Origin of the sequence: Metasolibacillus sp. FSL K6-0083, assembly GCF_038630865.1 — a bacterium.
In the GTDB taxonomy this organism is placed as follows: Bacteria; Bacillota; Bacilli; order Bacillales_A; family Planococcaceae; genus Metasolibacillus; species Metasolibacillus fluoroglycofenilyticus.
In genome coordinates this window covers 2,216,647-2,231,376 of sequence record NZ_CP152046.1, presented here as the reverse complement: position 1 = coordinate 2,231,376, position 14,730 = coordinate 2,216,647, and the positions used below count along the sequence as shown (strand labels likewise).

Genomic DNA, 14,730 nt, shown 5'->3' with positions numbered 1-14,730 from the left:
TCGCTTCCCTTTTACTGAAGGATAACGCTGCTAAAGCCAATGTTTATCCCATTTTTAAAAGAGGTGTTCTCTGTTTATATGAATCAACATCGCTACTGTCCAAAATGCCGGCTATGCACGGCTTTTTGGACAGCCCCAGCTATTAAAAATCAATGATAAGATACTTGACTAGCTAATAGTTGATTTTTCCTCTGATTTGTTGATGCGAGACGGCTATATAAGCTGAAATAGCTCCATTAAATAATTTTCATAAATAAACTTAAAAATTTTTGAAACTATTTCAGGAATTCTCCGTCTGTACGTTGCTTAAATGATAGATGGAGGTAAAGTGATGAAGAAAATTTATATGAATGGGCTATTACTGGTCGGCCTCATAATATTGATAATAGGTATAAATGCGAAATGGAATTCGTCTGTGGGAGATAGTAACAAGGCATTTGCACAAACTGTTCAAAAGGGGTTACTTGTCACGGAAAGAGAATTTGAGCAAGTGCTAACACTACAACAGCGACAGCCGATTTATATGAAGGGTGACTCCTTTATTAAAATTGGCGAGTTAGAGGCAAACCAGCCTGTTGTCATTATTGGTCAGGATGAGGCTTATTATGAATTGCGATTGGGTAAAATAACAGCCTTTGTTCGAAAGGAGCAAGCAATTGTCGACAGGAAGAAGCTGACGGCATTTGTACACACGGAACGATTGGCAGCAATTAAAACGTTACAAAGAACAATCGTTTATACTGAGGCTGATTTGCAAAGTGCCGCATTAATGCATTTGGAGGCAGACTATCGCTATCCAATCGTACATGAAGAAAAAGATTGGTATATTGTAAAAATAGGAGAGCGACCGGGATATATATATAAACAGTCAGTTACCTTAGATGAGGGGTTACCAGTACTTGTATATCATCATATATTGCCGAAAAGCTTGATGGAAACAACAAATAGTACAATATCATTAGAGGCTTTTGAACAGCAGATGAATTATTTAGCAGATAATCAATTTAAGACATTAACGACGCAGCAGCTTTATGATTATTTAGAGGGACGCCTTATTGTACCGATACATGCGGTGTTAATTACATTTGATGATGGTCTATTGTCTACACGAGAGTACGCCTATCCCATTTTAAAGCAATATGGGTTTACCGCGCTTCAGCATATTATTTCCTCGCGCACAAATAAAGCGCAGGGACTACAAAACTTTGATGCTACAGGACCACTACAGTTTTTTACAGCTACAGATTTGGCAAAGCTAGCAGATGTTTTTCAATTTGAGGCACATACGTATGATTTGCATTCACTTCATAATGGGCAGGGCATTGCTTTAGAAAATTCAAAGGAAGTGATTATAATGGACTTACAACGCAATATAGAGCAAGTACCAAATGCCATTTCACTAGCCTATCCATATGGGCATTATAATGAACAATTTATAGCGGCTGCTAAGGAGGTAGGGCTGTTAATAGGCTTTACAACAAAGGAGGGCTATGCCAATATGAGTAGCTCCAATTATGAGGTCAATCGTTTTGGAATGACAGAAAAGAGGTCATTTGAGCACTTTACTACTTATGTCAATGGTGAGATGATGTGGCCATAGAAAAGGGTGAAATTTCGTAAATGAATCAAATTGATCAGATTATTGATGAGCACTCACGTTATTTAGTACGCATTGCGTATTTATACGTGAAAAATTGGACAACAGCTGAGGATATTGTCCAAGAGGTTTTCGTGACATATTTTCAAAAAAGCGATCAATTTCGCAATGAGGCATCATTAAAGACTTATTTAACTAAAATGACGGCCAATCGTGCAAAAGATTATTTACGTTCATGGAAGCATAAAAAAGATGTGTTATTTGATACAATTTTTACTTCTACAAAAGGCACAGAGGAAGTATTGCTAGAGCAGGAACAATTAGCCTCACTAGAAAAAAATCTGTTCCAGCTACCATTAAAATACCGCGAGCCTTTAATATTATTTTATTATGATGAGCAGTCTATTGCGGAAATTGCAGCCTATTTACAACTTAATGAAAATACAGTGAAAACAAGACTGAGGCGAGCAAAGCAGCAATTAAAGGAGTTTTTTGAGGAAGAGGAGGTCGAAAGCAATTGAGCGATTTTAAACGCAAGCTTGATCAAATGATGGGCGACACATCAACACAGGAAAGACGAATCAAGCAACGTGTGTACGAAAATTTACGAGCGCCAGTTAAAAAACGTTCATGGCAAGTACCTTTTATAACAGCGGGAATTGCTGTAATAGCGCTATTCCTTTTTATCACATTTAATCCGATAGAGCAGCTTTCATCAAATGAAGGACCGGGAACACCGTATGACCCACTAGATGATTTAGCGCAAATTTCGGCGCTACAAAAAAAGAAGCTGCTATCAGCAATTGATTATGAGCAATTTGGGAAACTTCCACATTTTGAGCAGGTCGATGGGCTGCATTATGTAGATAGTGAGGCATTTTCATTAGCAGACAGTTCCGATACTTTTCATACGGTTATTGAGCGCAAATCTAATTTATATGATGGTGTTGTTTATGAGGTAGGAGATATTGTACGTACAATGACAAATACGACGAGCCATTTGCCGACATATGCAGATGCATACTATGAGGTCGTTGCTGTCCCGGGGGATCGAATCGTATTGAAAAATGGGGAGTTGAAAGTAAATGGAAAGCCTCTACAGTCCGAGTTATTAGATATCTACAAGGAGAATGGGGTTGAGATAGCAGGGGGCTATGACCAACTATTAAATGCACGAGAATATTTTTTATTAAATCATTTTCCAGCTAGTGAAACGCTACAAGCTGGGACTATCACACCTGTTCATAAAATTTATGGCGAGGTTGTAGGGCTAGCAACAGAGGAAAATACGGAGTCAATTTATTTGGAAGGTGGACAATCAGGCATATATACGGCTGAGCAATATTTTGATTTATTTTTATATGATAGCCTTTTTGATGAAGGGAATTTAGCTCAGTCACTTATCGACCCTTCAACAGTATTTACACAGATGAATCGTTTAGGTGAGCTATTTTTAGAATCAGCTTATCGCAATGTTTCCTCTGTTTCTAATAATCGGGTGGAGATACGCTACCAATACGGGAGAGCAGGCGTTAACGAGCATGTGTTTTATATGGTGCAACAGCCAGATACAGGTAGATGGATAGTGAGTGAATGAAAAATGGGCGTCCAAAGTGCCGTGCAGTAGCCGGCATTTTGGGCGCTAGCGGGTGCGTTTTGGTAGAAGGTTTGCTTAGTAAAGTAGCGAGAGCTTTCTTTGAAAATGTTAGAAACACTGACTTTAGCAATATTTCTTTTAGGTAAAAAGGAAAAGACGTGAATCTATTTTCCTATCCCGTGAATGCCCGATTGGTTCAACTAACAATCAGTGGGGGATGAGTGAAACTTCCACTGATTGAAGTTTCACTTTCTTTCATTTTCCATTAGTTCTTTAATATTTGCTCGGTAACGATATGGTGTTGTGTTTTGGTGCTGCTTGAATACTTTAATAAAATAGTTAACGTCCTCAAAGCCGTTTAAACTTGCGATTTCTGTAATGGCTAAATCAGTTTCAAGCAAAGTGTTGCAGGCTGCTTGAATACGCACATTCTGAACATAGCGCTTAAAAGGAATGCCCTGCTTTTTTGAAAACAGGGTGCTTAAATAATTAGCGCTAATGCCGAGTTTACTAGCAACAGAGTGCAAGTTCAAAGTGCTATCGCTAAATTCACGTTGAATCAGCTCAACCGCTAGCTCACTATAATCCACCTTTAGCTGCTCCCGTGATTTTTCAACAGCATCCATTAATGTTTGGGTAAACAGCATCATTTCTTGCAAAATTGAATATAAAATAGGCCCCTCTAATATAAGGTGAAAAAGCTGACGATAATCTGCCTCGATGCTTGCCTGCTGCTGCAAATGGTATTTCATCATATAGCGACGCAGTTGAGCGAGTACACTAGTTAAATGAATGCGCACATCATCATGATGGTAAAACGTATTCGCCTTTGCTAATTGATAAAGGAAAGCTTTAATGGCTGTCGTATTTTTTTCCTCTAAGCTATGAATCCATAGCTGTTGCTCCTCTGGCGTTAGTAGTGGGTCAAGTCGTACGATTGAAAATTGCTCTGAGCTAAGGAAAATATGTTCATAGCCTTTGTAAAAGCGCTGAATAAGCACCTTCTTCACTTCATCATACATTTCACGTATTGTTGCATTCTCTCCATCGTATAATGCAATATTCATATATTCGCCGCTAACCACATGCCACTCCTGTATAAGTAAACGAAGCTGCTTTAATAATTCAGTACGTAAGGTATTTTCCACAACGCAAATAATGCGATTTTGTAGCGGTAATGCGGTCATTTCTTGGAATAAATGCAGCTCGATAAACCATTCATAAAGGCGTAAATTCGATTCGAAATGAGACGGCTCGATAATGAAAAATTGCTTTTGGCTAACATCAACAAGTGTCGGTTTTTTCAAATATAAATCAACATAGAGTTGCACATCTGAAGCCTGTGTGGTAGCTAAAGGAGCGGCACGGTCAATATTTAAAGCGAGTAAAGTCGACTTCAATTGCTCTAGCGGAATTGGTTTGACAAACAGTTGCGCTGCCTGTAATTGAATAGCCTTTGCCGCATGCTGGAAAATGGGCTGTGCGGTTAACGCGATGATATGTGGTTGGTGGCGCAGCAATAGCTTTTCGATAGAGGGTGTTAGCATTTCAATTTCAATGACCACCACATTTGGTTGCAATCGTTCAATAGAATTTTGCAATTGTGCGGTATCCTGCACATGCTCTACTTCCACATGGCTAGGGAAATAGTTTTTTATATACCAACTAATGCCTCGTGCCTCCTCAATATCCCGATCAATCAATAAAATACGCATATCATCACCCCTTAAAATCACTCTTTTCAATATTATTTCTATTTTTAATCGTAAATATGAATTAATTTCTTTAAATATTACTATATTGTGCAATGTAAATCCATTTATTCAGAATTGAAAGAAATTTAAAGTGAGGATAGGGAAGGGGATGGAATGGTAAGCAACCAACAAGCTGATAGTCAGCAACCATTGATAGGGTTTCGACCGAAGCAGGCAATTAAAATGATTGTTTGTACCTTTCACGTATTTATTACAAATACCAGATCCGATGTTAACTGCAAAAGCTTTATCGCTATCGATTGCAGAAATGCTTATACCAGCACTGCTAGTAACACAGGCTGCGACGGTTACTAAGTTTATCGTGGCAGTTGTATCTATCTCGGCAATCCTATTTTTCTCGGTCGTTATTCCAGCTATTTTATCAACAGATATTCCGTTATCCATTCGCCAAATGATTATTATATGGTTTGAGCGGGTTGTCTTAACATTAATTTTAGTAACACCAATTGCATTTTTATTATTTTAAAGGGAGAGATTGAAAATGGCTTTTAAAACAAACATTAAAGCACCAAGAGGCAGTGAATTAACATGCAAAGGATGGACGCAAGAAGCGGCAATGCGCATGCTAATGAACAATCTTGACCCGGAAGTAGCCGAAAATCCAGATGAGTTGGTTGTTTATGGTGGTATTGGTAAAGCGGCGCGCAACTGGGAAAGCTATGAGCAGATTATCGAATCATTAAAGAAGCTTGAAAATGATGAGACATTAATTGTGCAGTCAGGGAAACCTGTTGCGGTATTCCGCACACATGAAAATGCGCCGCGTGTATTAATTGCAAACTCTAACCTAGTGCCTGGTTGGGCGAATTGGGATAAGTTTTATGAGTTAGAAGAGCGCGATTTAATGATGTATGGACAAATGACAGCAGGTAGCTGGATTTATATCGGTGCGCAAGGAATTTTACAAGGAACATATTTAAGCTTTGTAGAGGCAGGTAAAAAAGTGTTTGGCTCAGCAGATTTGCGTGGGAAATTCATTTTAACTGGTGGCATGGGTGGTATGAGCGGTGCGCAGCCACTTGCTGGTAAAATGGCGGGGGCAGTTATTTTAGTTGTGGAAGTAGACCGCGCAAAAATAGAGCGTAAAATGAAAGAAGCATACTGTGATTATTTAGTGGAAACAGTGGACGAGGCGATTGCGTTAGTGAATGAGCTACGCGAGAAAAAGGAGCCTGCATCAATCGGGCTTGTAGGGAATTGCGCGGATGTTAATCGCGAGCTATTAAATCGTGGGATTATCCCGGATTTCGTGACAGACCAAACGTCGGCACATGACCCAATTAACGGCTATGTACCAAATGGCATGACATTAGAGGAAGCGTTTGCGCTACGCAAAGCTGACCCGAAAGCCTATGAGCAAAAAGCGAAGGAAACAATGGCGGAGCATGTACGTACAATGTTAGAATTCCAACAAGCGGGTGCAGAAGTGTTCGACTACGGTAATAATATTCGCGCATATGCACAGGAAATGGGTGTAGAAAATGCCTTTGATTTCCCAGGTTTCGTACCAGCGTATATTCGTCCATTATTTTGTGAGGGTAAAGGACCGTTCCGTTGGGCTGCGTTATCTGGAGACCCAGAAGATATTTACAAAACTGATGCATTAGCGAAGGAAATGTTCGCGGATGATGAAGGCTTAGTAAACTGGATTGATATGGCACAAAAAATGGTGAAATGGCAAGGGCTACCTGCACGTATTTGTTGGTTAGGCTATGGTGACCGTCATCGCTTCGCATTACGTGTCAATGAGATGGTAGCGAGTGGCGAGTTAAAAGCGCCAATTGTCTTTGGCCGAGACCACTTAGACTCGGGCTCTGTTGCTTCACCAAACCGTGAAACAGAGGGAATGCGCGACGGTACGGATGCAGTGTCAGACTGGCCATTATTAAATGCGCTTGTCAATACGGCGAGCGGTGCAAGCTGGGTGAGCTTACATCACGGTGGTGGTGTAGGAATGGGCTTCTCACAGCACGCAGGTCAGGTGCTTGTAGCGGATGGCAGTGAGCTAGCAGCGGAAAAAATTCAGCGCGTATTAGTGGCAGACCCAGGTATGGGCGTTGTGCGCCATGCCGATGCAGGATACGATATTGCAATTCGCACAGCAAAAGAAAAAGGCGTACAAATGCCGATGTTAAAGGACTGAGGAAATGGCGTTATTAATTATTAATGCAAATGAAGTTGTAACATTAGCGAGTGAGAAAAAAGGGCCTCGTATAAAAGAGGCAATGGCAGAAATCAATGTACTGCAAGATGTAGCGGTATTGGTTGCTGAGGGGAAAATCGTCGAGATTGCTCCCCTTGAGCAATTAAAGCACAATCATACGGAGTTAGTAGAAAGCGCAGAAATCATCGACGCAAAAGGTCAAATCGTCTTACCAGGTTTCGTTGATGCACATACCCATTTAGTGCACGGTGGCACACGTGAAAATGAGTTTAATATGCGCTTAAACGGTTCGACATATATGGAAATTATGAATGCTGGTGGTGGCATTCACTATACGACGACAAAAACGCGTGAGGCGAGCTTTGATGAGCTGTATGATAAAACATATGCCCATTTAAACACATTTTTAAAGCACGGTATTACAACGGTTGAGGCGAAATCTGGCTACGGCCTTGATTGGGAAACAGAGTATAAGCAATTAACGGTTGCGAAAAAATTACAAGAAACGCATGCGGTAGATGTTGTTTCAACATTTATGGGTGCACATGCTGTACCGAAGGAATACAAGGAAAACAGCGATAAATTCGTCGATATCGTCATTGAAGAAATGCTACCAAAAGTAGCGGAGCAAGGCCTAGCTGAATTTAATGATGTCTTTTGCGAGCATGGTGTTTTTACGCCGGAGCAATCGCGCCGCATTTTATTAGCAGGCAAAGCTTTAGGCTTAACACCGAAAATTCATGCGGATGAAATTGAGCCGTATGAGGGGGCAGAGCTAGCAGCGGAAGTCGGGGCAATTTCAGCGGAGCATTTACTCGTCGCTTCAGATGAAGGGATTCGCCAAATGGCAGAGGCTGGAACAATTGCTGTGCTTTTACCGGGAACAGCTTTCTTCCTACGTGCGCCATTTGCACGAGGCCGCCTAATGGTTGATTCAGGAGTTCCTGTTGCAATTTCAACGGACTTCAACCCGGGCTCATCCCCTACAATTAGCTTGCCATTTATTCAAAATTTAGCTTGCTTAAATATGGGCATGACGATGGAAGAGGTTATTACAGCGACAACGATTAATGCGGCATATGCGATTAATCGCGGCGATGAAGTCGGCTCATTAGAGGCTGGTAAAAAAGCAGACATCGTCATTTTAAACGTACCAAACTACAAGCAAATGCAATATTTCTATGGCATGAACCATACACATACAGTTATTAAAGGCGGGCAAGTTGTTGTGAAGGATGGCGTTCTCGTATGAGTGAAGTCATTGTACAGCCAAGCTTTAAATGGCAGCGTCAAGATGGGCAGGATATAAAAGTGAAGGATTGGATTTGTCCTGTAGCGGAAATGACAGAGGAGCCTCAAGTCGTTGTACTAGGTGTGCCTTTATCGCGCTCGTCAATTAGTGCATCTGCCGCATCGGAATTTCCAAATGCCTTCCGCAAAAGCTGGGAGCTATTCGCGACCTATTATATTGATGAGCAAGTCGATATTCGTGGCTTGCGCGTAGCCGATATTGGCGATGTCAAAATGCATACGACCGATATTTTGCAATGTCATCGCAATATTGAACAGGCAATGAATGAAGTGATGCAGCGCTATCCACAAAGCTTTTACGTGTCAATTGGTGGTGACCATTCAATTACAGCACCGCTCATACGTGCATTGCGTGAGGGAAAGCGTGTTGGCATTTTGCAATTTGACACCCATTTAGATTTGCGTGATTTATCGGATGGCCCATCAAACGGTACACCGATTCGCCAGCTACTGGAGGCGGGTGTCGTGCGCGGTGAGGATGTATATAATATTGGCTTACACGGCTTTTATAATGCTCCGTCCTTAATTGAGGCGGCAAGGCATTACGGTGTCAATATGATTACATTGAAGCACATGCGTCGCAAAGGGGCACAGCAGCAAATTGCTGAGGTCATGACAGCGCTACAGGACAAGGTTGACTTTGTTTACGTAACCGTCGATATAGATGTACTAGATATCGCCTATGCTCCAGGCGTACCAGCCTCCACACCGGGCGGCATGCGTACAGACGAGCTCTTCGATTTATTGTTTGAGGTAGGCAAATATGAAGCGGTGCGCGCAATGGACTTTGTTTGCATTGACCCACATCGTGATTCGAAGGAGCTACAAACTATAAAAGCTGTGACCTATGCGTTTCTAACAGCAATGAGCTCTCGTTATATTCATTTGAAGAGATTGAAGCAGAACGCTATTATTTTGAAAAAGAATGAAAATGCATAATATTTTTTGCTTCATTAGAGTTAAACATCCCTATTTAAATCGAAAAAATGTTAGACCATTTATATGTGAATCTAACATTTTTTCTTTTTGTCTCTGCTTCTTATTAACGAATCGCTTTGATGTAAGTGCAGATGAAATCGCGGAACTATACAAATCTAATTTGAATAGGGTGATTTGAGTATTTCATTTTTTATTTTCAGATAAAAGTTTTTTTAACAGGACAGTGTCATAGGTTTCATCAATAATTAGAATGCTAAAGAAAGTTATAAATAGTACTGCCTTTAACCAGTTTGCTAAGTCGATGAACATAATTACTGTAAAAATTAAAGTCAAAGTAATTTTGGTTATTAATTTCATAGCTTTTCTGGTTTTTTTAGTATTCCCCATTACAAAAACCCCCTTATAAACTAAAATATGTTATTATATATTGTATTATATGGTATTTCATATAATATTACACTAGAAAGAGGGCTATAGAAATGAAAAAGCTTACAAAAGGAAGTATATTAGGGACAGCATTAGTAACCATTTTATCCACAGTTACACCTACTTTAAATGCAGAGGCTTCTTCGAACTCACTGGAGTTATTGAAACAGGATGTTTTACAAAAAGACTCCAATTTATTTGGGCATCAGGATTTAACGTTATCTAAGAATGAGATGATTAAATTCAGCGAGTATGTTGCATTGGATAATAATTTCTATTTCCTAAATGGTAGAGCATCTGTAGAATTGACTTCGGTGGAGTATGACAAGTTAGAGTTGATAATTTCTCATGCAAATAATGTTATACAAGAATTTAGTAGCACAACGGAATTTGAACTTGAAATCTTATCGCCTCAAGAAAGTTTAAATCAACTAACTGGAAATCAATCTTTGATTGCTCAAGCAGTGTATATAGAGGGTGTGACTAAGGTAGATTTCCATTGGTGGGGTGTTAAAATTTATCTTTCAAGAACAGATGCTAATAAAGCAGCAATGTTTGGATTAGGTGTTGCGGGTATTTGGATACCTAGTAAAGTTCTTACTACTGTTGCATTGGGATTAGGTATTGCTGGATCTCAACCGATACCTGGGGGTATTTGGATTGAACAATATTGGGTTGCTAGCTGGGGACCAATCAAAGAATTATTTGGTTTTGATGCATATGGTTATCAATAAATAATAAAAATATTTGTCGTACCTAAAAAGAATAGAGTATGTTTGAATGAACATACCTTAAAAAACTATCGATTTATTAAACTGCTTCTTGATTTATACAGCGTCCTATCATAAATCCAGTAAGGAAGCTGTTCTTTTCCCCATGTCTTTTCGGGATCAATTAAGGTAATTTCTTTTCACCTCCAACCATTGTGAAGTCCTAACAAAGGCAAGAAACGATCGGTAAGTTTGACTTTAATCAAATGAAAAGCCATGATTGCTATTGCAAATGAGGCTCGCCTGATGTGAATCTACTCACCCATAATTTCACAAACCAGCTATAGATTTTGTCGTCTCCACCTATTGTGAAGGGGATTCAAATACAAACGATTCGTCCATACTTCTTTTGGGGTATTCTGATTAGGATGCAACTAAAAAACTTTTTAAAAATTCCACCTCACACTAAGGGAAATGTTTGTTCTAAAATCGACCGCTATAAAAAATAAGAAAATGGCTTGATTTTAATGGGCTACGAATAATTTAGGTAAAGTTTTTCCATTATCAAGGTAATAAATTTTTCTGATTTATTGCTATACGCAGGTTAGTCAGTGAGTATTCTATATAAAATTAAAAAACCGTTTGGAAAGTAGCATAGTTCATACGCTTTCCAAACGGTTTTTTTAGTCATACTTATTTTTTAGAGCTCTTATTCTTCATATAAAGTAAAAGACTTGAAGCCACATAAATGATTATTAGAAATACGGGTATTTTAAAAAGCCAATGACTTTCCACAAATAGTAATTTTGGGAAAAGCAGCGCAAGAAAAGCGAAAACTAGCAATCCAATTGTTTTGCTAAAAGATATTTGCTCGTCATTCTTTTTTTCGTCACCGTATTTTATAGCCGCTATATTTTACACTAGCGCTGCGGCAGTAACTAAGGCAATTAAAATGGCAGGTACTTTGAACGACCAGTGCTCCCTCACGAATATTTCACGTATGAAGTAAATCATGAAAAAAGCTGGGATTAGTATTCCTATTAATCTTCTAAAATTCATATCAGCGTTTAATCTCTCGCTTTTTAATTAATAAGAAAATTCCCCGAATTAGTAAGGCTATACTAATAGCAAGAGTGAATAGTCCGCTAATGGGGGTTAAAAATCCAACTGAAAATACTATTATACTTAAAATAATCAATACTACTGCCATAATTATTCCCCCCTTCCTTTATAATAATTGATAAATATGTTATTTTCTACTTCCAGAGATGCATCTTATTTTGACTATTTTTAGTCATATATGAAAAATACATGTTTTTGAAAGTGCACTAAGCATTGGTTTCTACTAAAGCTTCTTCTACAATTAAAGCGAGTGGAGGATGCGACGATGAATAAGCAAGAGATGTATGACTTTTTTAATTTATATAAAATAGAATGTAATAAAACAGATGAATGGTTAGCAGAGCGTTTGAAGCAGGAGCCATTCTCTTTAACGACAGAAGAATTAACATTTGGTGCGCGTGTTGCGTGGCGCAACAGTAATAAATGTATCGGGCGTTTGTTTTGGCAGTCATTGCATGTTTTTGACGAGCGTCATTTACTAGAGGAGCAAGCAATCTTTGAGGCACTTTTGCGCCATATTAGTTTTGCGACAAATAGTGGGAAAATTCGTCCTGCACAAACCGTTTTTGCCCCTAATCGTGTGCGCATTTGGAACCATCAGTTGATTCGTTATGCAGGATACGAGACGAATAATGGGATTGTTGGGGATTCGGATTCATTGCACTTTACGAAAATATGTATGGAGCTTGGGTGGCAAGGGGAGGGTACGGATTTCGACGTACTGCCACTTGTTATTCAAGTGGATGAACGTAAGCCAAAATGGTTTGAGATTCCGAGAAAGTATGTGTTAGAAGTTGATATGACACATCCGGAATATGATAGCTTTGCACAGCTTCAGCTTAAATGGTATGCCGTGCCGATTATTTCGAGCATGCGCTTTAGTTGTGGTGGATTCGAATTTGCTGCTGCACCATTCAACGGCTGGTATATGGGCACTGAAATTGGTGCGCGTAATTTGGCTGACGTGGAGCGTTATAATATGCTGCCTGCTGTGGCAGATACAATTGGTATTACACGCGAATCAAACAGCTCCTTATGGAAAGACCGCGCACTTGTCGAGCTCAATATTGCGGTACTACACTCTTTTAAAAGGGCGGGTGTCAGCATTGTTGACCATCATACTGCCGCACAGCAATTTAAGCTTTTTCAGCAGCAAGAGAAGGACGCGGCGCGTGAAGTAACAGGCAATTGGACGTGGTTAATTCCACCGCTTTCGCCCGCAACAACACATATTTATCATCAGCCTATTTCCAATGAGATAAAGAAGCCAAATTATTTTTATCCTGTATGCAAGCCCTTTACATCAAAATAGCAAGAGGGTGCTAGCTAGTAAAAAGCAAAAGCCCAATATACTTTAATATAAGGAAGAACTGCTAAATTCAGTGTTAGTAGGACGCCGACTTCAAGACTTAAGTGGAGATACGCTAAGGATAAGTGAGAGGTTGACCGCCCGTAAAAGCCGATTGGTCCAACTAATAATCAGTGGAGGATGAAAAAACCTCCACTGATTGAAGTTTCACTTTATCACCTTTTCAAAGACAGCTCTCTATTCTAATGCCAAAGCACAATCTTCAGCGTCTCGGTCTAGAGACGTAGTAGTAATTCCACCGCGAGGATGTTTTTGGAAAAACATTAATTCTATATACTAAAGATAACATATACAGTATGTAGAGGGAGGATATAAAAAATGAAAAAGGTAATGATACTTGGAGTGATGATAGGTGCTTCGGTTATGGTGTTAACAGGCTGCTTTCCTTTTATGTCAGGCAAAACAAGAGAGGAATCCATTGAGGTTACCAGGGATGAGGCTAAAAACTTAAATGTCGATATTGACCTTGGGGTGGGAGAGGTAACAATTGCTAAAGGTGCAAAGCAATGGGTAGAGGGCACTGCGCAGTATAATAAAAAGAAGTTAGCTCCGCAAGTGAGGTATAAATCAAAGGGGCAGACAGGCGAAGTCAAAATTGAACAAAAGGGTTCGAGAAACATTGGTTTGTCAGAAGTAAAAAGCAATTGGTTGCTTATGCTGAATGAAGATGTGCCGATGGATTTATCTATAGAGACGGGTGCAGCCGTTGCTAAGCTCGACCTACAGGGTCTACAGCTTCAAAAGCTAGATATTGACACAGGCGTTGGTGATTTATCCGTTAATTTAGGCGGCGATTGGTCAAAGGGCTTTGACACAAAAATTGAATCAGGTGTAGGCAAAACAACTGTTATTTTACCATCAGCCGTAGGTGTGAAAATTACAGTGGAAAAAGGTATCGGTACTCTTGATGTCGATGGCTTTATTGCTAATGGAAATGGCGTATATGTCAATGAAGCATATGGTGAGGCAGAAGTAACAATTAATGTAAGTATTGAAATGGGCATCGGCGAAGTCACATTAAAGTTAGATAAATAATAGATGAAGAGATGGCTGTCTTGAAAGCGCTGTGTTGCTTGCTTTCGAGACAGCCATTTTAGAGTAAAAATAACTTTTTTACAGCTATTTTATTTTTTTAGAATAAGGTCGATTAATTCTTCACGGTCAATCAAATAAACATCGTTAATATCCGCGAGCTTGATAGCCTGCTTTGTGAAATGGCTATTTGTCACAACCCATGCCTCTGTTGCATCATACATTTTAACTGCACCGATAATTTCTTGCACTGCTTTTACGCCAACTGTGCCGCTATAACGCTTAGCTTGCACAGCAATTATTTCTTTGCGGTCCTTTAAAATCAAGTCTGCCCCATAATCACCGGAAGCGGCGGTATAGGATACTTTATATCCGCGGCGTTTGAATAACTGGCCTAAAAATTGTTCAAATTCTTCCCCAGTCATATTATCTACATCTTTAATTCCCGCTCTACGTAAACGAGCAAGTCGTCTCGTTTTAAACCAAACTGTACAGCAAATAATGACAACGAAATAAATGACGATGGCAGTGATAATACCTTGCCACGTTTTTGCGAAATACCAGCCTATAACACCAGAGATTACTAATAATATTTGAAGGAATGAAGTGAATAAGCTTTTTTTATGTTTTTTCTTTCTTTTTTTCAAAATTTGTACTCCTAACTATAATGATACTTTTTATTATAGCA

General features: G+C 39.5%; 13 protein-coding genes and 1 pseudogene. 10 read left to right on the top strand and 4 right to left on the bottom strand.

Annotation, left to right across the window (positions count from 1 at the left end; translation table 11 throughout):
• Positions 1 to 331: 331 nt before the first annotated feature.
• The 3 genes from MHB51_RS10385 to MHB51_RS10375 are packed head-to-tail and all read left to right on the top strand — an operon-like array spanning position 332 to position 3,194.
• Positions 332 to 1,600: a polysaccharide deacetylase family protein gene (locus tag MHB51_RS10385; protein ID WP_342558107.1), complete on the top strand. Its 1,269-nt coding sequence runs from the start codon at positions 332 to 334 to the stop codon at positions 1,598 to 1,600.
• 20 nt (positions 1,601 to 1,620) lie between these two features.
• Positions 1,621 to 2,118, top strand: a complete 498-nt coding sequence (locus MHB51_RS10380) for a sigma-70 family RNA polymerase sigma factor (protein WP_066170444.1) — start codon at positions 1,621 to 1,623, stop codon at positions 2,116 to 2,118.
• The gene (locus MHB51_RS10375) at positions 2,115 to 3,194 is read left to right on the top strand and encodes a S26 family signal peptidase (RefSeq protein ID WP_342558106.1); all 1,080 of its coding nucleotides are present in this window, start codon (positions 2,115 to 2,117) and stop codon (positions 3,192 to 3,194) included. Before MHB51_RS10380 ends, MHB51_RS10375 begins: the two co-directional genes overlap by 4 nt.
• A gap of 245 nt (positions 3,195 to 3,439) precedes the next feature.
• Here the strand turns inward: MHB51_RS10375 and MHB51_RS10370 are convergent, their stop codons facing one another.
• Positions 3,440 to 4,909, bottom strand: coding sequence for a helix-turn-helix domain-containing protein (locus tag MHB51_RS10370; protein ID WP_342558105.1), 1,470 nt, complete (start codon positions 4,907 to 4,909; stop codon positions 3,440 to 3,442).
• A gap of 226 nt (positions 4,910 to 5,135) precedes the next feature.
• On the opposite strand from MHB51_RS10370, the pseudogene MHB51_RS10365 reads away from it, so the two are divergent.
• The 4 genes and pseudogenes from MHB51_RS10365 to MHB51_RS10350 form a co-directional block, all read left to right on the top strand.
• A pseudogene (locus tag MHB51_RS10365) lies at positions 5,136 to 5,435 on the top strand (YjiH family protein); the annotation flags it as partial.
• A gap of 15 nt (positions 5,436 to 5,450) precedes the next feature.
• The gene (hutU, locus tag MHB51_RS10360; protein WP_107941872.1) at positions 5,451 to 7,112 is read left to right on the top strand and encodes a urocanate hydratase; all 1,662 of its coding nucleotides are present in this window, start codon (positions 5,451 to 5,453) and stop codon (positions 7,110 to 7,112) included.
• 4 nt (positions 7,113 to 7,116) lie between these two features.
• Positions 7,117 to 8,385 carry an imidazolonepropionase gene (gene hutI / locus MHB51_RS10355; protein ID WP_066170432.1) on the top strand — a complete coding sequence of 423 codons (1,269 nt, stop codon included), beginning with the start codon at positions 7,117 to 7,119 and terminating at the stop codon, positions 8,383 to 8,385.
• Positions 8,382 to 9,383, top strand: a complete 1,002-nt coding sequence (locus MHB51_RS10350; protein WP_342558104.1) for an agmatinase family protein — start codon at positions 8,382 to 8,384, stop codon at positions 9,381 to 9,383. The genes hutI and MHB51_RS10350 overlap by 4 nt, the downstream gene beginning before the upstream one ends.
• A gap of 183 nt (positions 9,384 to 9,566) precedes the next feature.
• On the opposite strand, the gene MHB51_RS10345 is transcribed toward MHB51_RS10350, so the two are convergent.
• Positions 9,567 to 9,770 carry a hypothetical protein gene (locus MHB51_RS10345; RefSeq protein ID WP_342558103.1) on the bottom strand — a complete coding sequence of 68 codons (204 nt, stop codon included), beginning with the start codon at positions 9,768 to 9,770 and terminating at the stop codon, positions 9,567 to 9,569.
• Positions 9,771 to 9,862: 92 nt separating this feature from the next.
• Between MHB51_RS10345 and MHB51_RS10340 the strand changes: the two genes are divergently transcribed.
• Positions 9,863 to 10,543 carry a hypothetical protein gene (locus MHB51_RS10340; protein WP_342558102.1) on the top strand — a complete coding sequence of 227 codons (681 nt, stop codon included), beginning with the start codon at positions 9,863 to 9,865 and terminating at the stop codon, positions 10,541 to 10,543.
• 1,036 nt (positions 10,544 to 11,579) lie between these two features.
• Here MHB51_RS10340 and MHB51_RS10335 read toward each other — a convergent pair.
• The gene (locus MHB51_RS10335; RefSeq protein WP_161956356.1) at positions 11,580 to 11,729 is read right to left on the bottom strand and encodes a hypothetical protein; all 150 of its coding nucleotides are present in this window, start codon (positions 11,727 to 11,729) and stop codon (positions 11,580 to 11,582) included.
• Between the two features lie 177 nt (positions 11,730 to 11,906).
• Here MHB51_RS10335 and MHB51_RS10330 point away from each other — a divergent pair, with 177 nt between their 5' ends.
• Both MHB51_RS10330 and MHB51_RS10325 read left to right on the top strand, forming a co-directional pair.
• Positions 11,907 to 12,953 (top strand): nitric oxide synthase oxygenase, encoded by a 1,047-nt coding sequence (locus MHB51_RS10330; protein WP_342558101.1) that lies wholly within the window; start codon positions 11,907 to 11,909, stop codon positions 12,951 to 12,953.
• Between the two features lie 375 nt (positions 12,954 to 13,328).
• Positions 13,329 to 14,045, top strand: coding sequence for a toast rack family protein (locus MHB51_RS10325; protein ID WP_342558100.1), 717 nt, complete (start codon positions 13,329 to 13,331; stop codon positions 14,043 to 14,045).
• 89 nt (positions 14,046 to 14,134) lie between these two features.
• On the opposite strand, the gene MHB51_RS10320 is transcribed toward MHB51_RS10325, so the two are convergent.
• Positions 14,135 to 14,689: a restriction endonuclease gene (locus tag MHB51_RS10320; RefSeq protein ID WP_342558099.1), complete on the bottom strand. Its 555-nt coding sequence runs from the start codon at positions 14,687 to 14,689 to the stop codon at positions 14,135 to 14,137.
• Positions 14,690 to 14,730 lie beyond the last annotated feature (41 nt).